At 40.0% G+C, this 20,025-nt stretch carries 19 protein-coding genes, 1 tRNA gene, 2 pseudogenes and 1 riboswitch; of the genes and pseudogenes, 8 read left to right on the plus strand and 14 right to left on the minus strand.

Annotated features, from left to right (window positions below):
- Positions 1-10 precede the first annotated feature (10 nt).
- Positions 11-646: a DUF421 domain-containing protein gene (locus tag HMPREF2701_RS10290; RefSeq protein ID WP_000174451.1), complete on the minus strand. Its 636-nt coding sequence runs from the start codon at positions 644-646 to the stop codon at positions 11-13.
- Complete coding sequence (locus tag HMPREF2701_RS10295) at positions 643-1,098, minus strand: DUF3290 family protein (protein WP_000675331.1); 456 nt, start codon at positions 1,096-1,098, stop codon at positions 643-645. Before HMPREF2701_RS10295 ends, HMPREF2701_RS10290 begins: the two co-directional genes overlap by 4 nt.
- A gap of 133 nt (positions 1,099-1,231) precedes the next feature.
- On the opposite strand from HMPREF2701_RS10295, the gene HMPREF2701_RS10300 reads away from it, so the two are divergent.
- The 4 genes from HMPREF2701_RS10300 to HMPREF2701_RS10315 all read left to right on the plus strand — a co-directional run bounded on the left by HMPREF2701_RS10300 (position 1,232) and on the right by HMPREF2701_RS10315 (position 4,857).
- Complete coding sequence (locus tag HMPREF2701_RS10300; RefSeq protein ID WP_070483023.1) at positions 1,232-2,059, plus strand: exodeoxyribonuclease III; 828 nt, start codon at positions 1,232-1,234, stop codon at positions 2,057-2,059.
- Between the two features lie 11 nt (positions 2,060-2,070).
- Positions 2,071-2,457: a bleomycin resistance protein gene (locus HMPREF2701_RS10305; protein ID WP_070483026.1), complete on the plus strand. Its 387-nt coding sequence runs from the start codon at positions 2,071-2,073 to the stop codon at positions 2,455-2,457.
- A gap of 134 nt (positions 2,458-2,591) precedes the next feature.
- Positions 2,592-2,687: riboswitch (purine riboswitch) on the plus strand.
- Between the two features lie 326 nt (positions 2,688-3,013).
- Positions 3,014-3,595 carry a xanthine phosphoribosyltransferase gene (locus tag HMPREF2701_RS10310; protein WP_061590409.1) on the plus strand — a complete coding sequence of 194 codons (582 nt, stop codon included), beginning with the start codon at positions 3,014-3,016 and terminating at the stop codon, positions 3,593-3,595.
- Entirely contained in the window at positions 3,595-4,857 is a 1,263-nt protein-coding gene (locus HMPREF2701_RS10315; RefSeq protein WP_033684818.1) for a nucleobase:cation symporter-2 family protein, read from the plus strand. Before HMPREF2701_RS10310 ends, HMPREF2701_RS10315 begins: the two co-directional genes overlap by 1 nt.
- A 54-nt stretch (positions 4,858-4,911) precedes the next feature.
- Here the strand turns inward: HMPREF2701_RS10315 and HMPREF2701_RS10320 are convergent, their stop codons facing one another.
- Positions 4,912-6,402, minus strand: a complete 1,491-nt coding sequence (locus tag HMPREF2701_RS10320) for a Sau3AI family type II restriction endonuclease (protein WP_070483029.1) — start codon at positions 6,400-6,402, stop codon at positions 4,912-4,914.
- Between the two features lie 116 nt (positions 6,403-6,518).
- Between HMPREF2701_RS10320 and dcm the strand changes: the two genes are divergently transcribed.
- Positions 6,519-7,784 carry a DNA (cytosine-5-)-methyltransferase gene (gene dcm / locus HMPREF2701_RS10325; RefSeq protein ID WP_070483031.1) on the plus strand — a complete coding sequence of 422 codons (1,266 nt, stop codon included), beginning with the start codon at positions 6,519-6,521 and terminating at the stop codon, positions 7,782-7,784.
- A 44-nt stretch (positions 7,785-7,828) separates the two neighbouring features.
- On the opposite strand, the gene HMPREF2701_RS10330 is transcribed toward dcm, so the two are convergent.
- The 3 genes from HMPREF2701_RS10330 to HMPREF2701_RS10340 form a co-directional block, all read right to left on the minus strand.
- Positions 7,829-8,233, minus strand: coding sequence for a PaaI family thioesterase (locus HMPREF2701_RS10330; RefSeq protein ID WP_000651223.1), 405 nt, complete (start codon positions 8,231-8,233; stop codon positions 7,829-7,831).
- 69 nt (positions 8,234-8,302) lie between these two features.
- Positions 8,303-9,784 (minus strand): UDP-glucose--hexose-1-phosphate uridylyltransferase, encoded by a 1,482-nt coding sequence (locus HMPREF2701_RS10335; RefSeq protein WP_070483066.1) that lies wholly within the window; start codon positions 9,782-9,784, stop codon positions 8,303-8,305.
- Positions 9,785-9,802: 18 nt separating this feature from the next.
- Positions 9,803-10,981 (minus strand): galactokinase, encoded by a 1,179-nt coding sequence (locus tag HMPREF2701_RS10340; protein ID WP_070483034.1) that lies wholly within the window; start codon positions 10,979-10,981, stop codon positions 9,803-9,805.
- 164 nt (positions 10,982-11,145) lie between these two features.
- Between HMPREF2701_RS10340 and galR the strand changes: the two genes are divergently transcribed.
- A complete protein-coding gene (galR, locus tag HMPREF2701_RS10345; RefSeq protein WP_049491335.1) occupies positions 11,146-12,150 on the plus strand; it encodes a DNA-binding transcriptional regulator GalR in 1,005 nt (334 codons plus the stop codon).
- 33 nt (positions 12,151-12,183) lie between these two features.
- Here galR and HMPREF2701_RS10350 read toward each other — a convergent pair whose 3' ends face one another.
- Positions 12,184-13,074: a cation diffusion facilitator family transporter gene (locus HMPREF2701_RS10350; RefSeq protein ID WP_070483038.1), complete on the minus strand. Its 891-nt coding sequence runs from the start codon at positions 13,072-13,074 to the stop codon at positions 12,184-12,186.
- A gap of 132 nt (positions 13,075-13,206) precedes the next feature.
- Between HMPREF2701_RS10350 and HMPREF2701_RS10355 the strand changes: the two genes are divergently transcribed.
- Positions 13,207-13,743: a TetR/AcrR family transcriptional regulator gene (locus HMPREF2701_RS10355; RefSeq protein ID WP_070483041.1), complete on the plus strand. Its 537-nt coding sequence runs from the start codon at positions 13,207-13,209 to the stop codon at positions 13,741-13,743.
- A 137-nt stretch (positions 13,744-13,880) separates the two neighbouring features.
- Here the strand turns inward: HMPREF2701_RS10355 and HMPREF2701_RS10360 are convergent, their stop codons facing one another.
- The 5 genes and pseudogenes from HMPREF2701_RS10360 to HMPREF2701_RS10375 form a co-directional block, all read right to left on the minus strand.
- Positions 13,881-15,401, minus strand: a complete 1,521-nt coding sequence (locus tag HMPREF2701_RS10360) for an ABC transporter permease/substrate-binding protein (RefSeq protein ID WP_033684815.1) — start codon at positions 15,399-15,401, stop codon at positions 13,881-13,883.
- On the minus strand, positions 15,394-16,122 hold the full coding sequence (locus HMPREF2701_RS10365) for an ATP-binding cassette domain-containing protein (RefSeq protein WP_070483045.1): 729 nt from the start codon (positions 16,120-16,122) through the stop codon (positions 15,394-15,396). Before HMPREF2701_RS10365 ends, HMPREF2701_RS10360 begins: the two co-directional genes overlap by 8 nt.
- A gap of 14 nt (positions 16,123-16,136) precedes the next feature.
- Positions 16,137-16,328 (minus strand): annotated as a pseudogene (locus HMPREF2701_RS10900) (polyketide cyclase); the annotation flags it as partial.
- Positions 16,329-16,362: 34 nt separating this feature from the next.
- Positions 16,363-16,806, minus strand: a complete 444-nt coding sequence (locus HMPREF2701_RS10370; RefSeq protein WP_070483049.1) for a MarR family winged helix-turn-helix transcriptional regulator — start codon at positions 16,804-16,806, stop codon at positions 16,363-16,365.
- 146 nt (positions 16,807-16,952) lie between these two features.
- A complete protein-coding gene (locus HMPREF2701_RS10375) occupies positions 16,953-18,146 on the minus strand; it encodes an O-antigen ligase family protein (protein ID WP_070483052.1) in 1,194 nt (397 codons plus the stop codon).
- A gap of 283 nt (positions 18,147-18,429) precedes the next feature.
- Between HMPREF2701_RS10375 and birA the strand changes: the two genes are divergently transcribed.
- Entirely contained in the window at positions 18,430-19,365 is a 936-nt protein-coding gene (birA, locus tag HMPREF2701_RS10380) for a bifunctional biotin--[acetyl-CoA-carboxylase] ligase/biotin operon repressor BirA (protein WP_061590403.1), read from the plus strand.
- 44 nt (positions 19,366-19,409) lie between these two features.
- Here birA and HMPREF2701_RS10905 read toward each other — a convergent pair.
- Positions 19,410-19,658: pseudogene (locus HMPREF2701_RS10905) on the minus strand (ISL3 family transposase); the annotation flags it as partial.
- 242 nt (positions 19,659-19,900) lie between these two features.
- Positions 19,901-19,988, minus strand: a tRNA-Ser gene (locus tag HMPREF2701_RS10385).
- Positions 19,989-20,025: the final 37 nt, after the last annotated feature.

Consider the following 20,025-nt stretch of genomic DNA (forward strand, 5'->3'; position numbering starts at 1 on the left):
CAGGTTTTTCTTATTCATAGGTTACAACTGTGACGGCACCCTTGTCATACTCAGCGATAAAGATATTGGCCACATTGTCATGTCCTTGTTTGCTTAGATTATCAAGCAGCCACTCTTCGCTACGGCCAATCGATTCCAAAACATCGACTTGGATCACACCGTCAGTCACAACTGGATACTTAGGATTTTCATCCCCCATTTGGACCACGATGAGTTGGCCATTTTGCTCCTGCACAGCGCATTTGACCTGTTTCATCTGGAAAATCCCTTGGCTACGAAGTTTGAGAGCAACTTCTGCTGCAGACAAACCAACTGAACGACAGGCTTCTGGGTCAATCTGCCCATTTTTGATAAGGAGAGTTGGTTTTCCATCAATCAAGCGTTTGACAAAACGAACATTGTTATTGAGCCACTTGAGGGTCAAGACCAAAATCGTCCACATCATCAAAATCACTGCATACTGGAGAATGCTGATAGAACTATTGTAAATCACCCCACCGATGATACCACCAAGAACATAGTTCTGAATTTGGTCTGTCGCAGAGTTAGGTGCTAGGTTCCCCTTTCCTGTCACATTGATAACAAAAACAAGCGAGAAGAGCCCCAAGGCCAGTTTGATTAAAATTTCCATATAATTGAGTGTCATTTGTTTACCTCCACCAATTCAATAGCGTCTGTTTGATGCAATTCTAATTTCTCTAAAAGATACTTGTCTGGTTGGCTCCCGTTCATGGCGCGGTAGAAATTTGGACCTACCTTGACAAGCGCTCCATCAGTGGCTGCAGAAGTATTGACATAAACTTCTGATTTATCCACTCCCAAGTCTTTGGAAACAACCTCTATGAAATGAAGGGAGGTTTGAAATTGGTTGTTAGAGGCTTGATTGGTCTGGTATTTTGAGATTGTCACCAAAAGCATGGCCACCAAGGTCAAGGCCAAAATCATGACCAATTCCCGAAACTTAGTCCCCTTTTTATCTCGATAGGCTTTAAAAGCAAAAAATCCTGTGATAGCTAGGAGAACAATCCCAAAGCCAATCATGATGCCATTTTGCTGACTGATTTGGCTAAGTACATAGTCATATGAGTAAAATTTCATTTATTTTCACTCCCTTTCATAAAATCATTCTTCATTATAAACGAAAGAGAGTGATTTTTCAAGCCATACGTTGGGGAAATAGACCTTTTTTTGGTATAATAAAATCTATAATCTGAATGAAAAAGGTAACTTTATGAAACTTATCTCATGGAATATTGATTCCCTCAATGCTGCCCTAACTAGTGACTCAGCTCGTGCCAAATTGTCCCAAGAAGTCCTACAAACCTTGGTCGCTGAAAATGCTGATATCATTGCTATCCAAGAAACCAAGCTTTCTGCCAAGGGTCCTACAAAGAAACACTTGGAAATTTTAGAAGAACTCTTCCCAGGCTACGCAAACACGTGGCGCTCTTCCCAAGAGCCTGCCCGTAAAGGCTATGCTGGTACTATGTTCCTTTATAAGAAAGAACTCACACCCACTGTTACTTTCCCAGAAATCGGTGCCCCTTCTACCATGGACTTGGAAGGCCGTATCATCACTCTAGAATTTGATAAATTTTTCGTGACCCAAGTTTACACACCAAACGCTGGAGATGGCCTCAAACGCTTGGAAGAACGCCAAGTCTGGGATGTCAAATATGCAGAGTACTTGGCTGAACTAGACAAAGACAAACCAGTCCTTGCAACAGGTGATTACAACGTAGCCCACAATGAAATCGACCTTGCAAATCCTGCTAGCAACCGTCGTTCACCTGGATTTACCGACGAGGAACGTGCTGGATTTACCAACCTTTTGGCAACTGGATTTACCGACACCTTCCGCCACATTCACGGTGATGTCCCAGAACGCTACACTTGGTGGGCACAACGCAGCAAGACTTCTAAAATCAACAATACAGGCTGGAGAATCGACTACTGGCTCACAAGTAACCGCATCGCTGACAAGGTCACTAAATCTGATATGATTGACTCCGGTGCGCGCCAAGACCATACACCGATTGTCTTGGAGATTGAACTCTAAGGAGAAAACGAATGGACTATCAAGCTGTCATTCCTGAATTTGTAGTATCTGACATCGAAAAATCACGCCACTTCTACTGCGACCTGCTAGGATTCTCTGTCGAATACGAGCGTCCAGAGGAGAAATTTCTCTTCCTCTCGCTTGAAGACTGCCAACTTATGCTAGAAGAAGGCAGCACAGAAGAATTAGCCCAACTAACCTATCCTTTCGGGCGCGGAGTCAATATCTCCTTTGGCATAAAGGATGTTCCTCGACTCTATCAGAAAGTAATCGAGTCTAACTATCCTATTCATCGTCCTTTGACTAAAAGAGAATTTCGAGTGGGAGATAGCTTTATATATCCCCATGAATTTGCGATTTTGGATCCTGATGGTTATTTTTTAAGATTTAGTGAGTAGAATAATAGAATCCTACAATACTGTATCTCGTTGTAGGTTTCTTTTTTGTTCGTTTTTTTCATTAAAACACTAACAAAACATTTGATTTATAAAGTTATTTAGTGTAAAATAAAAACATTGGCTCAAGCCTATTTAAAATTGAATATCATTTTACTTGTTTATGTCGTGAATTGGCACGACGTTTCTACAAGGTGCCGGAACACCTAACAATAAGTAAGTCAGAAGTGAGGTATGGTCGTTTTTGCCATGCCTATTTTGGGGACTTACTTAGAGATTAAGTAAGTCCTTTTTGAATATTTTTAATATTTCCCTTAATTAGTGCGGACGGGAGCAACTTCCTTCGGAATTTCATCCCTAATTTTTGAGCCAAAAGTCTCAAAAATCCCGTCATAGACAATAAAAAGCTTATTGTCTATGATACCACTACAACGGGAAATATTTGATAAGACTCGCTTCGCTCGTACTAGTTTTATCAAATATATAGTACTAGCAAATTGGATCACTATAGAAACATTTAACCAACAAGTAAACTGGCTTTTAGACTTTAGGAGGTCTTATGAAATTATTAGAAGAGCGCATCCTCAAGGATGGGCATATCTTGGGTGATAACATCCTCAAGGTGGATTCCTTTTTAACCCACCAAGTTGACTTTAACTTGATGCGAGAGATTGGTAAGGTTTTTGCGGAAAAATTTGCTTCTGCTGGTATTACCAAAGTCGTGACCATTGAAGCGTCAGGTATTGCCCCAGCCATTTTTACAGCTGAAGCCTTAAACGTTCCCATGATTTTCGCTAAAAAAGCTAAAAACATCACTATGAACGAAGGAATCTTAACTGCCGAAGTTTACTCCTTTACCAAGCAAGTGACCAGTACCGTTTCTATCGCTGGAAAATTCCTCTCACCAGAGGACAAGGTATTGATTATCGACGATTTCCTTGCTAATGGCCAAGCTGCCAAAGGCTTGATTCAAATCATCGAACAAGCTGGTGCCACAGTCGAAGCTATCGGTATCGTGATTGAAAAATCTTTCCAAGATGGCCGTGATTTGCTTGAAAAAGCAGGCTACCCTGTTCTATCACTCGCTCGTTTGGATCGTTTTGAAAATGGTCAAGTCGTATTTAAGGAGGCAGATCTCTAATGCAAACTCAAGAAAAACATTCGCAAGCAGCCGTTCTTGGCTTGCAACACTTACTAGCCATGTACTCAGGATCCATCCTGGTTCCTATCATGATTGCGACAGCCCTTGGCTATTCAACTGAGCAGTTAACCTACCTGATTTCCACAGATATCTTCATGTGTGGGGTGGCAACCTTCCTCCAACTCCAACTCAACAAATACTTTGGGATTGGACTCCCAGTCGTTCTTGGAGTTGCCTTCCAATCAGTCGCTCCCTTGATTATGATTGGGCAAAGCCATGGTAGTGGCGCTATGTTTGGTGCCCTTATCGCATCAGGGATTTACGTGGTTCTTGTTTCAGGCATCTTCTCAAAAGTTGCCAATCTCTTCCCATCTATCGTAACAGGCTCTGTTATTACCACTATTGGTTTAACCTTGATTCCTGTTGCTATTGGAAATATGGGAAATAACGTTCCAGAACCAACTGGTCAAAGTCTCTTGCTTGCAGCTATCACTGTTCTGATTATCCTCTTGATCAACATCTTTACCAAAGGATTTATCAAGTCTATCTCTATTTTGATTGGTTTGGTTGTTGGAACTGCCATTGCTGCTAGCATGGGCTTGGTTGATTTCTCTCCTGTTGCGGCAGCACCACTTGTCCATGTCCCAACTCCACTCTACTTTGGGATGCCAACCTTTGAAATCTCATCTATTGTCATGATGTGTATCATCGCAACGGTGTCTATGGTTGAGTCTACTGGTGTTTATCTAGCCTTGTCTGATATCACAAAGGATCCAATCGACAGCACGCGCCTTCGCAACGGTTACCGCGCAGAAGGTTTGGCCGTACTTCTCGGAGGAATCTTCAATACCTTCCCTTACACAGGATTTTCACAAAACGTTGGTTTGGTTAAATTGTCAGGCATCAAGAAACGCCTGCCAATCTACTATGCAGCTGGTTTCCTGGTTCTCCTTGGACTGCTTCCTAAGTTTGGCGCCCTTGCCCAAATCATTCCAAGTCCTGTCCTCGGTGGTGCCATGCTGGTGATGTTTGGTTTTGTATCCATTCAAGGGATGCAAATCCTCGCCCGCGTTGACTTTGCTAACAATGAACATAACTTCCTTATCGCAGCAGTATCCATCGCTGCAGGTGTCGGACTCAACAACAGTAATCTCTTTGTCAGCATGCCGACAGCCTTCCAAATGTTCTTCTCAAACGGAATCGTCGTAGCCAGCCTACTCGCCATTGTCCTCAATGCCGTATTAAATCATAAAAAGAAATAAGAAAAAGAGGTGTGAACCTCTTTTTTGTTTATCACAAGTTGATTATAAATATAATCAATCCCAATTCCCATCTAATATTTCTTTTATAAACTTCTTAGGCATCCAAAAGGAGTGTTTTGTAATCCTACGCCCATCTGGAAGTTCATCCGTATCAGATAGTGAGCCTTTCCCAACAAATTTTCCTTTTTCAATTTCATAATAAGCATTGGTAGCATGTAATTTCGTAAATAGGATTCTATTTATCTTACTTTGAGGGAAATTAGTTGAAACTTTATTACCATTTTGAGTTAATTTAACTCCGTCAGAAATAATTTGTCTAGTTTCCTGCCACACTCTTTGGATTTCTTCTAATTGTCTATCCTGAAATCCCCAAAATTTGATAGAATCTAATACAAATAGCTTAGGTTCAATTTCCTTAAAAATAACGAAGAGGAATCGTTTATTATAAATTTCATTATAAACATGTGACGATTCCCAACAATCTGTTGCTGCTAGTTCTTTAAAACAATAAGTTTTAAATGGAGAGTCTTCCTTAGGTAAATTGTTCTTATCTACTCGAATAACTCTCAAATTCATGTTTGCTTTCTGAAATTCTTTAGTCTTATCTAAATCCCCTGTTAATCCTAAAATTTTTCTAATCAGAGTACTATTCTTACCTTTGGCTTTTGGATTCACTTCAAATCTATTATATAACTCTTGTTCAGAGAAACCTTTATAGGAGAGAATCTTCTCTGCAATAACCTCAGTAAATGATTTTTTCTCACCCCTGAAATTAGCCAGAACACTCTCTTGATCTGATTGGTTAAAGATTTTATGATTAATCAGATAGGTCATATAACTTGATTTTAATTCCCAAGCTCTTTGTTTTGCTAATTCATGACTAAAAGGTTGTTGTCTTAAATCCTTTCCTTTACCTGCTCCTTTTGTACAAGTTGATAAATAGTTTCCATCTGATTCTGATAATTCATGTGCCCTTCCATTTTTAATTTTATCTGTAATCTTCTGATAGTCTTCAAGGATGACTGCCATATCCTCCTCAAACCATTCATATAAAAATATTTTTTCAATGACATAGTCCTTCATTGTTTGATTAGGAATTAAGCCATTGTAAAACAATAACAAAATCTTTGCACATTTTTTCCATAAATGAGTGGAGTAAAAATCCTCTAAATTTTCCTCCATATAGTTTAGTATTGTCAATACAAGTCGTTCTTTGGCACTAAGTGTCCCATTTTTGTTTATCTTAAAAGGAGTAACTTTTAATTCTACACCTATTTTTTCAAAGTCAGCTTCCGAGTCACTATTTGGCTGATAACCATAGAAATATTTTTCAATATAATTTCCATACTGCCCTTTTGACTTCATACTAATTGCTTTATCTTGTACCTCAGAGACTACTCTATCATTATAATCGTCATATGATTTATAAAGAGAACGATTATACTCTTCCATAACATCGGAAAATTTTCTATTTAATAATTTGTGAGAATATTCAATAACACTATCGATATCTTCATCGTTATAGTTAAATAAGTTTTGATTCATTTTCTTCTCCTATCTTTTATATTATATCAAATTAAACTAAAGCAAACATTAATACTTGATCAATCATTGAAAATAGTATATAATGGATTAAACTGTAAAAAAATGAAGGAGAAAAGATGAAAGTTCTCGAACTATTTGCTGGAGTTGGCGGTTTTCGGATAGGATTAGAAAATGCCGATAAGCAACTCTTTAAAACAAAATGGGCAAACCAATGGGAACCATCTCGTAAATCTCAAGACGCATTTGAGGTCTATGATTATCACTTCCCCAATAGCGAAAACATCAATATTAGTATCTCTGATATAACAGACGAACAATTTTCCAAAATGGATGCCGATATGATTGTCGGTGGTTTTCCTTGCCAAGATTACTCTGTTGCGCGTAGCAAGAAAAATGAGAAAGGTATTGAAGGAAAAAAAGGAGTTTTATTTTGGGAAATCATTAGAGCAACGGAAATCATTAAACCCAAATACTTAATTCTGGAAAATGTGGATAGACTTTTAAAAGCGCCCTCAAAACAGAGAGGACGTGATTTTGCAATCATGCTAACAGCTTTTAATAATCTTGGATATTCTGTAGAGTGGAGAGTTATTAATGCTGCTGAGTATGGAAGAAGCCAACGAAGACGTCGTGTATTCTTTTTCGTATATCGAAATGATACAGTCTTTGCCCAAAAAAATGACAATCTTTACGAAAAAAATGAAGAAATCTTTGAAGATAATAGGTATGATGACTATATTTTCAATCAAGGTCTATTTGCAAAACAATTTCCTATTAAACCTATAGCAGTTAAAAATCGTCATGTGTTTTATGAGTTACCAAATGATATAGTTGAAGTTTCAGATACTTTTACTGGTACTGTTTGGAATACAGGAATTATGAGACATGGAAAATACTATTCTATTGATACAGAACCTAACTACAATGGTAATCCGATTACTCTAGGAGAAATTCTTCAAGATGAGTCTGAAGTACCTGAAAAATATTTTTTAACTGATCAGTCAAAATTGGAAAAATTTCAATATCTTAGAGGACCTAAGAAAATTGAACGGACATCCTCTGACGGACATCAATACATCTATTCAGAAGGAGGAATGTCCCCTTATGATGATTTAAACCTTCCTGGACGAACAATGCTTACATCCGAAGGAACGGTTAATCGTTCTACACATTTATTATTTGTAAATAATAAATATAGATTAATTACCCCCATTGAAGCTGAACGACTTCAGGATTTCCCAGATGATTGGACAGCTAAAAAGAAATTATCTGATGGTTCTATTGTAGAGGTATCTGATAAGATGAGAATGTTTTTTATGGGAAATGCTTTAGTTACTGAGATTGTAAAACAAATTGCTAATTTTATTAAAGAAATTGATTGATTTATCTGAAACAAAAAAGAGGTGCGAGCCTCTTTTTTGTTTATCTATATCCTTACCTGTCTGTCTTCTGACCTTTGGCCTGTGACAAACATGGTAAAGGTTGCTTTACAGACATTTCTGCCTTCTTGATTGGTAATATCCACATCCACCACACAGGTTGTGCGACCTTGATGGACGCATTCTCCTTTAATGGTCAACACGTCATCGAGTTTTCCTGCCTTGAGGTAGTTGATAGAGGATTGGAGTGTCACCCCATCAAGCCCCAGCGAGATAACCACCAAACCACTAATCTGGTCACAAAGGGTAAAAAGATAGCCACCATGGGCATTGCCATAGTAGTTGAGCGACGAGTCCACTACTTTGGTCGTCACCACAACGTGACCATCTCTCATTTGTTCAATTTCGTAATTTTCAAAGGCAGATATAGCGTCAAAATGAAAATCTTTCATCGTTTCCTCCTGATAGTTCAAACGACACTATGATACTACTTTTTATAGGACTGTGCAAGGAGAAAGCTCCTAGTCTGGCAAAATTCCGACCTGCTCTACAAAGCGCATAAAGGCTGCCTGTCCTTGTTCTGTCTGCTTGTAAACTCCTGCATCCTCAAGCACACGAGCAAAGATAGCCCCCACAGAGTCCTTGACAATTTCAAGGGATTTTTCTTTATCCGCTAGGTCTGGATATTTGGCTTTGAGCTGGTCTGCCCATTTCTGATGATAATCGGCAACTGTAACAACTTCTCCTACAAGATAGCTAGCGACTTGCTCTACTTCTGCTTTCAGACGTGGTGGCAAGATTGCCAAACCCATGACCTCAATCAAGCCGATATTTTCCTTCTTGATATGTTGGACATCCTTGTGAGGATGATAGATGCCATCAGGATGTTCTGCAGAAGTCTGATTGTCCCGCAAGACCAAGTCAAACTCAAACTGTCCATTGCGTTTACGGGCAATCGGTGTAATGGTGTGGTGTGGTGTTCCATCAGTCTCTGCTAAAATCTGCACTGTAGGGTCTGAATATTGGCGCCATTCCTGCAAAATCTTATCAGCCAAGTTGATCAAATCCTCTGTGGAATCCGAAATCAAACGCAACACTGACATGGGCCACTTGACAATTCCAGCCTTGACCTGCTCAAAACCAGTAAAAGAGAAAGTCTTTTGCAAGGGAGCCAATTCCATAGGAAATACGTGACGGCCTCCCTGATAGTGGTCATGAGTTAGAATAGAGCCTCCCACAATCGGCAAGTCGGCATTAGATCCAGCAAAGTATCCTGGAAACTGCTCTACGATAGCTAGCAGACGCTCAAAACTCTGACGACTGATAGCCATGGGACGATGCTGGCCATCTAAGAAAATACAGTGCTCGTTAAAGTAAGCATAGGGCGAATACTGGAAGCCCCACTCCTGACCAGCCATTTCAAAACGGATAATACGGTGGTTGCTACGGGCTGGGTGGTTGACTCGACCATGGTAGCCCTCATTCTCTAGACAAAGCTGACACTGAGGATAATTACTAGCTTGCACCAACTTGGCTGCCGCAATCTCTTTCGGATCCTTTTCAGGCTTAGAGAGGTTGATGGTAATTTCAAGTTCACCGTAATCAGATGGAACACGATAAGCGATATTTTTAGCAATGGCCTTGAGTTTTATGTAGTCATTTTTCTGACTGAGTTGGTAAAAATCCTCTATCGCTTGCTCAGGAGAGTGGGCATAGGTTTCCCAAAAGTCACGATTGATCTGACTCGGACAAGGAGTCACCAAGTCCATTAGTTCAGCACCAAGGATTTCACGCGCAGTCTGACTATCCTCAATCGTCTCTAATCGAACGGCTTCCTCAACCAGCTGGTCCTTGAGGTCAATCAATTTATCCAGATTGGTCTCAACTTCCAAAACACCGTCTCCCACTCGTGCCAAGACACGATTGGTCAGGTAGATTCGATCCATTTCCTCAAATGAACTTTCAGAAATGACATGTGTTACAAATTTATCTACTAAGGTCACCATAAAGCCTCCTTTTGACTAGTCAAGGACGCGAGTGCCACCTGCAACTTCAGCGATATAGAAACTTGGAGCGTATCCAACTACTTCCTCGTAGTGTTTGCCTACAGCTTCCTTAAAGGCATCAACAGCATCTTTTTGCACCAAGGCAATGGCACATCCGCCAAAACCTGCCCCTGTCATACGAGCACCGAGAACACCTTCTTGTGCCCAAGCTGTGTGAACAAGGGTATCCAATTCCAAACCAGTTACTTCATAGTCATGCTCTAGGGAAACGTGTGACGCATTCATCAAACGACCAAATGTTTCCAAATCTCCTGCTTGAAGGGCTACTTGAGCTTTGAGGGTACGTTGGTTTTCAAGCACAGCATGGCGAGCACGTTTCAAACGATTTTCATCTTTAATCAGATAGCTATATTGGTCAAAGGCCCACTCATCCAATTCACCCAAGGTCTGAATATCTAAGGATGCTTGCAATTCTTCCACTGCTTTTTCACACTCAGCACGGCGTTCATTGTATTTAGAGTCTGCCAATTCGCGACGTTTGTTGGTGTTCATGATGACAACAACATTGTCTTTCAAATCAAGTGGCACCAAGTCGTATTCTAGAGTATTAGTATCTAGGTAAATAGCACGTTGGTCAGCTCCCATACCGATAGCAAACTGGTCCATGATACCAGAGTTGACTCCGATAAAGTTGTTTTCTGTTTGTTTTCCGATTTTAACCAAATCGAGACGGTCTAATTTTAAGTCAAAGAGATGCTCAGCCACGACCCCTGTCAAGAGTTCAAGGGAAGCTGAAGAAGATAAGCCAGCACCATTTGGGATATTCCCATAAACATAAAAATCAAAACCTTTGTCAATCACGTGCCCAACTTCTTGCAAGAAATGAAGGACACCTTTTGGATAGTTGGTCCAGTTATGCTCTTTTTCAAACTTGAGGTCAGCTAGAGGAACTTCGATAATGCCCTTGCCCTCAAAATTAGCTGAGTAGAAACGTAAAACTTGGTCGTCACGCTTACGAGCTGCACCGTAAGTTCCCAAGGAAATAGCAGCAGGAAAAACGTGCCCACCGTTGTAGTCTGTGTGCTCACCAATCAAATTGATACGACCTGGTGAAAAGAATGTTTGGTCTGCTTCTTGACCAAAAACAGCAAGAAAATCTTTGCGAAGGGCTTCAGCAGTAAGATGTTGTGTCATATGAATTCTCCTTTTACTGTCCGTTAAGTCACCTTAACGTGTAATCGTTTTCTTCTATTGTATCCAAGGGACTTCCCAAGGTCAATCCTTTTTACTAAAATTTTACTAAACTATCAGTAAAATACAGAAAAATATGATATACTAACCTAAAAGAAGGAGGATTTATGGCTACCTTAAAAGACATTGCACAACTAGCTTCTGTCTCTATCGCGACCGTATCCCGTGTCCTTAATCGCGACCAGAGTCTATCTGTTACAGAAGAAACCAGACACCGTATTTTAACTGTTGCTGAAGAGCTGGGCTACACCAAGCACCTCAAGACAGGCGAGTCCCACAAGCCCAAGCAAAAGATTGCCATTATCCAATGGGTCAGCGAACAAGGGGAGCTAGACGATCTCTACTACTACCAGATTCGCCTAGGCATAGAAAAAAGAGCCCAAGAACTGGACTATGATATTTTACGCTATTTTAATGACCATCCTTTTACACTGAGCGAGGAAGTCATCGGGATTCTCTGCATCGGAAAGTTTAGTCGAGCTCAGATCTCTGCCTTTGAAGAATACCAAAAGCCTCTTGTCTTTCTAGACAGTGATACTCTTTCACTAGGACATACCTGCATTATCACGGACTTTTACACTGCCATGAAACAGGTTGTCGATTATTTCCTCAGTCAAGGGATGGACCGTATCGGGATTCTAACAGGGCTTGAGGAAACAACAGACCAAGAAGAAATCATTGAGGATAAGCGGCTGGAAAATTTCAGAAACTACAGTCAAACAAAAGGAATCTATCATGATGAACTGGTCTTTCAAGGAAGCTTTACTGCCCAGTCTGGCTATGACTTAATGAAGGAGGCTATTCAGAACTTAGGAGACCAACTCCCACCAGCCTTTTTCGCAGCTAGCGATAGTTTAGCCATCGGTGCCCTCCGTGCGCTCCAAGAAGCTGGAATCAGCCTACCAGACCGCGTCAGCCTCATTTCCTTTAACGACACTAGTCTGACCAAGCAAGTCTATCCTCCCCTCTCCAGCATCACCGTCTATACCGAAGAAATGGGCAGAGCAGGCATGGATATTCTTAATAAGGAAGTACTCCACGGTCGCAAAATCCCTAGCCTAACCATGTTGGGAACCAGACTGACTCTGAGAGAAAGTACAAGGAATGAATAGGATAACAAAACGACCTCTAGCGAGGTCGCTTTTCTAATGATGATGCCCATGCTTCTGCTCTAATTCTCTCACCCTCCGCTTATGTTGCGCATGATTGCTTTGACTGGTGTCCACTTCGATAGTAATATTCTGCACACCTCTTTCTTCTAAGAGCTGACGTACTTGATTCTTTGTTTCCGTCATCTCCTCCCAATCCTCTAAACAGATATGGATAATAGCATTATTTTCTAGACCATCCATGGACCAAATGCTAAGTTGATTGACACTTTTGACATTGGTCAGAGCCTCCAAATCCTTCTCCAAATCACCTGTCTCTAGTCCTTCTGGCACAGCATCCAGGAAAATCTTGAGTGCGCTCCAAAATCGAGGAATAGCTTTTGTTAGAATGAAGATGGAAATGACAAGCGATAAGAGCGGATCAAGGATATACCAATCTGTAAATCGGAGGATAATCGCCATTAGAATGACAGCCAACCAACCTAGAGTATCTTCCAAAAAGTGCAGGCTCAGAATTGACTCGTTCTTTGTCTTTCCCTTACGAACTACTAGACTAGCTAGCACATTGATACTGACTGCAATGATTCCTAGCCAGAGGACGCCTTCGTCATTAACGGGCTGTGGATTCAAAAGTTTAGTTATATTTTCCAAGATCACTAGAATGGATCCTGTGATAAGAATCACAGCAGTCACTAGGGCCCCTAAAAGACTAAATCGCTTGTAACCCAAGGTGTATTGCCTATCTTCTTCTCTATTTGAGATTGTTTCTAAAAAGGCCGATATGCCGATTGCTATAGCATCTCCCAAGTCATGGATAGAATCAGCAAGAACAGCACTTGAACCGAAGATTCCTCCTGCGATAAACTCAACAATAGCATAGCTTAAATTTAAGAAAAAAGCTACCCAAACAGTATATTTTGCCTTCATCTTTCTCATTCCTTTGTTATAATAGATTTATGAATACCTTGTTCATTATCATTATCCACTAAAACTCAAAGAAAGGATAGAAGCAAAACGTCAGCTTTATTCATTTCTGAACAATTTGCCTCAAGTGTCCATATGACTACCATTGACCGCCGTATCAGCAAAACAAAAAAAGCCATCTATCAAGCTTTTCTACAACTTTTAAACGATAAGGGTTACGAAGCCACTACAGTTCAGGATATCATTGATCTCGCAGATGTGGGACGATCCACCTTTTACTGTCACTATGAGAGTAAGGAACTACTTCTGGACGCGATTTGCCGCCACCTCTTCCATCATCTCTTTGAAAGAGAGCAACCCATTTCAACTGAGGACTACCTCGCCCACCTCTTTCTCCATTTTCAGAAAAACCAAGACCATATCACCAGTTTACTATTCTCCAAGAATGACTACTTCCTCCGTCAACTCCGGAGAGAGCTGGAGCACCACGTCTATCCCATGCTAACTGATGAGTTTAAAGAAGCACACCCAAGTCTGCCTGCTTCTTACCTCCAACACTTAGTCGTGTCCAACTTTATCGAGACATTGACCTGGTGGCTCAAAAAAGGACAAGACTTTACAGACCAAGAAGTTGTGCAGTTTTATCTAGACCTTCTCATTCCTAAAAATTGAATACAGATTAAAGCTCGGTTGCCTTATTTCTAGGCTACTGAGTTTTTTATCTTTTCAATAATCAAAAAAGCCCAGACGACATTGTCTGAGCGTTCTTCTATATTGTCGTTTAACCAAGTTGAGTTTAGTTTTTCAGGCTATTTCTTCAACAAACCTTGTTCTTGTAGAAACTCCTTGGCTACTTGTTCTGCTGACTTGCCTTCAACACCGACTTGGTAGTTGAGCTGGCTCATCTGGCTTTCAGTAATTTTACCAGCCAATTTATTGAGAACTGTTTCCAACTCTGGATGTTTCTTGAGAAGAGCTTCTTTCATCAGTGGAGCTCCTTGATAAGGTGGGAAGAGTTGCTTGTCATCTTCCAAGACCTGCAAATCATAACGCGCCAATTCCGCATCAGTCGAATAGGCGTCCGTGATTTGAATATCACCTGACTGAATAGCCTGATAGCGAAGGGCTGGTTCCATCGTAGCTACATTGAGATTGAGACCATACATTGATTGTAAGCCCTTATTTCCATCTTCACGGTCATTAAATTCGAGTGTAAATCCAGCCTTCAACTGCCCTTCCACTTTTTTCAAGTCCGAAATGGTCTTCAAGCCATATTCTTGAGCAATCTTTTTTGGAACAGCTACAGCATAGGTATTTTGATAAGACATGGGTTTGAGATAGGCTAGATGATCCTGTTTGGCAATACCATCACGCGCCACCTGATAAACCTGCTCTGGCTCATGACTCACTTTAGGTGATGGTTGCAGCAAACTTTCAGTCACCGTACCAGTAAATTCAGGATAGATGTCAATATCGCCTTTTTTCAAAGCTTCATAAAGAAAGCTTGTTTTCCCAAAATTCGGTTTAACAGTCGCAGTCATGCTGGTATTTTCTTCAATAAGGAGTTTATACATATTGGCCAAAATTTCTGGTTCCGGTCCCAATTTCCCAGCAATAACCAAGTTTTCTTTCTCTTTTTGAGCCAAAAGAGCTGGACTATAAGACAAACCAAGCAATATGGTCACCAAGGCAAAACCAGAGAAAATCGTCCGCAATTTTGCCTTTTCCATCACTTTTAGTAGGAAGTTAAAGGCAATGGCAAGCACTGCGGAAGAAAGTGCCCCAATCAAAATCAGACTGGCATTATTACGGTCAATTCCCAAAAGGATAAAGGAACCCAGTCCCCCTGCACCAATCAAGGCCGCCAAGGTTGCCGTACCGATAATCAAGACCGCTGCCGTCCGAATCCCAGACATCATAACAGGCATAGCAAGTGGAATTTCAAACTTCTTGAGACGCTCCCACCTAGTCATCCCAAAGGCAATCCCAGCCTCTTGTAGACTTGGATCAATTCCCTTGAGTCCAGTGATGGTATTTTGTAAAATCGGAAAGATCGCATAAATCACTAGAGCTGTCAAAGCCGGCAAGGTTCCAATTCCCATCAAGGGAATAAAGAGCCCTAACAAGGCCAGAGACGGGATGGTCTGGAAAATCCCTGCAATCTGTAAGACCCAATCCGCTAACTTCTCATGATATCGAAGATAAACAGCCAAGGGAATCGCTATAAAGATGGCCAGCAACAAGGTCAAAAGTGACAACTGCAAATGTTGAGATAGAGCTGTCAACCAATCACTAAAACGATCCTGAAAAGTTGCAATTAAATTAGTCATGTACACTACCTCCAAACAAGTCTGCTACAAAATCTGTTGCAGGAGCTTTTAAAATCGTCTCGGGATTCGCCACCTGACGAATCTCTCCATCCTGCAAGACAGCAATACGGTCCGCCAATTTCAGAGCTTCATCCGTATCATGGGTTACAAAAATCGTTGTCATCCCAAATTCTTTATGCAATTCTTTCGTCAGAATCTGCAACTGTTTTCTCGAAATAGCATCCAAGGCTGAAAAAGGTTCATCCATGAGGAGAATCTTAGGCTGACCAATCATAGCACGAACAATACCGACCCGTTGCTGTTCTCCACCAGATAATTCGCTAGGCAAACGATGTCCATACTCAGCTACTGGCAAGCCAACCTTGTCCAAAAGCTCTTCTGTTTTCTGAGCAATTTTTTCCTTAGTCCATCCCTTCATCTCAGGAATCAGGGCAATATTTTCCGCGACCGTTAGATTAGGAAATAGGGCAATAGCCTGTAAAACATAACCAGTAGAAAGACGAAGATCCCGCTCGTCATAGTCTTTGATGCGCTTGCCATCCATATAAATATTTCCATCAGTCGGTTCCAAGAGACGGTTAATCATCTTAATCATGGTCGTCTTACCTGAGCCAGAAGGCCCAACTAAAACCATAAATTCCCCATTCTCAATCCGTAAATTGACATCTCTCAAGACATCTTTTTCTGTATAACGTAAAGCTACATTTTTGTATTCAATCATTCTGTATCCTCAATTTAAAACTTCCCTCGATTGGTCAAGTCTTCTACCTTAGGCATGACTTCCTTATTGCCCCAATACTCCACAATTTTCCCGTTTTCTAGACGGAAGATATCGTACTGGGCATAGGCAACTCAACCAATCCGATTCTGACCATAGCTAACCACATAGTTTCCTTGTCCTTAGAGTTGGAAAACAAAGTCAAAAGTGGCCTTTACTTATAAACAGCTAATTTGCACTATTTTAATCCTCATTTTCCTCCTCTTTCAGATTAGCCAAAATTCTTTCTTGAAAGGCTTCAAACTGACGAATTTCTTCCTCTGAAAATCCTTTGTAAAAGATCGTATCCAATTTCTGACTGACACGATGCCCCACTTCTTTCTGAGACTGGCCCAACTCTGTTAAAACCAAATACTTCTTACGCTTATCTTTTCCACATGGACTAATAGTTACAAGATTTTGTTCCTCTAGCTTTTTAATCATCGTCGTCAGTGTATTATTAGCAAGCCCAGTTTCCAGAGCAATATCTGTCGCAGTTGCGCAGCCAGTTTTACTATTCCATAAAACCGCTAAAATCTTGCCCTGTTCACTCCGATAAAGAGCTTCAGGATCTTGGCTCAGTAACTTTTGAAAAATCCGCCCATTCAACAAACGAATATGATGGGCTACCAAATGACTATCTTTCATGACACCTCCAATTTATTTCGATATCGAAATGAATAAAATAATTGTAACACTCATTATTCCAACTGTCAACTATTTCGATTTAGAAATAATTTTTCCCAGTAAAAAAATCTCCTACCCAAGGTAGAAGAATTTTAATCTTATAAAACTTAATCCGTCATGTCCGATACCAAAGTTCGACGTTCCAATGGAATGCTGCACATAACTAGCAAGAAAATGAAACCTGACTGAATCCAGAAGAGGGCCAAGTCAAAGATTCCGTGTACAGCAACCACTGTAAGGAAAGACAGATAAAGACCGATAATCGGACGTTTCCCCGACTCCTGACTCATATCCATCATCAAGCGAACAGGAGCAACAGAAGACAAGACTAGTAAAATAGTCCCCACAATTCCGTAACTCAGAATCGTATCAATATAAAGACTGTGAGCATGTTCATGATAAGGAGCATTTATTCTAGGATAAGAGTGCATATAGGTTAATGGCCCCTCACCCCAGAAAGGATTTTGCTTAAATAAGGCCATCCCAGCATCCCAGATAGAAATTCGTTCCTCCATAGAAGAGTCTAAAGTCCCCATCCGAACTCCCAAATCACTGGAAAAGAGGAAACTCAAGCCAATCGCAAAGACCCCAATACTAAGCCAAAAGGCCTTCCAGTTTTTAATGGTCGTAAAGAGATAAATAATGGCTCCAGCGATAATAGCAGGAAAGGCGGTTCGATTTTGAGTAAAGTTCAATCCAAAGAGATTCACAAAGCCTGCAATTACACAGAATACTTTCAACCAATTCAACTTGGTCGTTGTAAACAGATAGAAGGCAATCATGATACAGAAACAACAAATAATTCCATAATAATTAGGATTAAAGAAGGTCACTTCTGCACGATTCTGATGCCACACCTGCATATTGGGTGAAAGAAAAGCATAGTTGAATTTCTTCACAATTTGGAAATGTTCTAAACTCGCAAAAGCAGCTGACAAGACGCTACCAAACAAGACGAGCTGCAAAATCAATCGAAAGAATCTATGTGATAAAATCGACTGATAGTGCAAAAAGAAAACAGTAAATAGAAAAATTCCTACTGAAGCCATAAGACCCATCCAATTTTGAGCAAAAGTGGATATAACAGTACTATAGCCAAGAAAAAGAAGTAGCATCGGATGCTCCCCCATTTTCTGAAGAATACTTTTCATATCTCCTGTAAAAATCAAACTGATAATATATAAACAGAATACAACTACAAAAAGATAAAAGGGTAAAAAGATACTCAGGATAATTCCCAATAAAATCAGTTCTTTACTAGACAACCCTTTCAGCTTTTCAATAAAGCCTATTGATTTCAAAATGAATCCTTTCTCTCCAAATCAATTGATTCAGATAATAGTAAGCTACCCTTTATTGTACCACTTTTTTAGCAATTTGAAAACAAAGGAATCGCTTCCATAGGTAAAAAAGCGAGCAAAAATACTGATATTTCAAAACTCAAACTTAATGACTAGATTTACTATAAGAAAATCATACCGTAAAGACTAGGTATATGTTAAAATAGTAGTAATATAATAAGGTTTTGACCAATTATCCAAACTATATTTAAATCATTTACAATTCCTAAAGAAAGGAAACACTATGAAATCTTACCAAGCCGTCTACCAAATTCTAGCTAAAGAAATCGACTATGTCAGCGGAGAAAAAATCGCAGAAGAACTATCACTAAGCCGAACATCAATTTGGAAAGCCATCAAGCGTCTAGAACAAGAAGGCATTGAAATTGATAGTATCAAAAACAAAGGCTATAAACTGGTGAACGGAGACCTTATTCTTCCAGAACTTCTAGAACAAAATCTTCCAATTAAAATCAGTTTTAAACCCGAAACAAAATCAACTCAACTCGATGCAAAAGAAGCAATTGATTTAGGGAATGAAGCAAACACCCTCTATCTAGCTTCCTATCAAACAGCTGGCCGAGGACGTTTTCAACGTTCTTTCTACTCCCCACAAGGTGGCATTTATATGACACTCCATCTCAAACCAAATCTCCCTTACGACAAATTACCATCCTACACACTACTTGTAGCAGGAGCTGTCTACAAAGCCATTAAGAACCTAACTTTAATTGATGTCGACATAAAATGGGTCAATGATATCTACCTAAACAATCATAAAATTGGAGGAATCCTTACTGAGGCAATGACCTCTGTAGAAACTGGCTTAGTCACAGATATCATTATTGGAGTAGGTATTAATTTCACTATTAAAGACTTTCCTCAGGAATTAAAAGAAAAAGCTGCTAGTTTATTTAAAACACCAGCACCTATTACCAGAAATGAATTAATCATAGAAATCTGGCGGACTTTCTTCGAAACACCAGCAGAAGAACTATTATACCTATACAAAAAACAGTCATTCGTTCTAGGAAAAGAAGTGACTTTTACACTAGATCAAAAAGACTACAAGGGACTTGCTAAAGATATCTCTGAAAATGGAAAACTTCTGGTTCAATGTGATAATGGAAAAGAAATCTGGCTAAATAGTGGCGAAATTTCACTCAAGAGTTGGAAGTAATAATAAACTAGCACAACCGTAAAATCAACAATATATACAAATTTTAGTATTTCTTCAGCCCAATACAGTTGAAAAAGAGCCATTTTAAGGAGAATTCTAGTAGGAATACCAGTCGTTTCTAGGTAAGGGGTCTTAGACGGTTTTTGAAAGTCATATTTCTTCATTTGACTTCCAGAACTAGGACAAGATGGGGCATTGTAATCCAGTTTCGCGATGATTTCCTTGTGAGTATCCCTATTGACGATATCTAAAATCTTGATATTTTGGTCTTTGATATCGAACAATTTTGTGATAAAATGTAACTATTCCATATGATTCTTTCTAATGATGGTTTGGTTGCTTTTCATTATAGATCATATGGAACTTTTTTCTACATAAAAATAGGCTCCGTAATATTTATAGGGGGGGGTACCCACTACAAATATTATGGAGTCTTTTTATCGCTCTGAATACCAAAAAAAAAGGACGAAATGTGTCCTTCCTAGAACTTAGCTTTTCTTCAACCCACTACAGTTGACAGAGAGTCGAAATTAAACGGAGAATAAGGGATTCGAACCCTTGCGCCAGTTACCCGACCTAACGATTTAGCAAACCGTCCTCTTCAGCCTCTTGAGTAATTCTCCTATTAATGGGCACGAGTGGACTCGAACCACCGACCTC

Source organism: Streptococcus sp. HMSC077D04 (assembly GCF_001808785.1).
GTDB classification, from domain to species: Bacteria; Bacillota; Bacilli; order Lactobacillales; family Streptococcaceae; genus Streptococcus; species Streptococcus mitis_BX.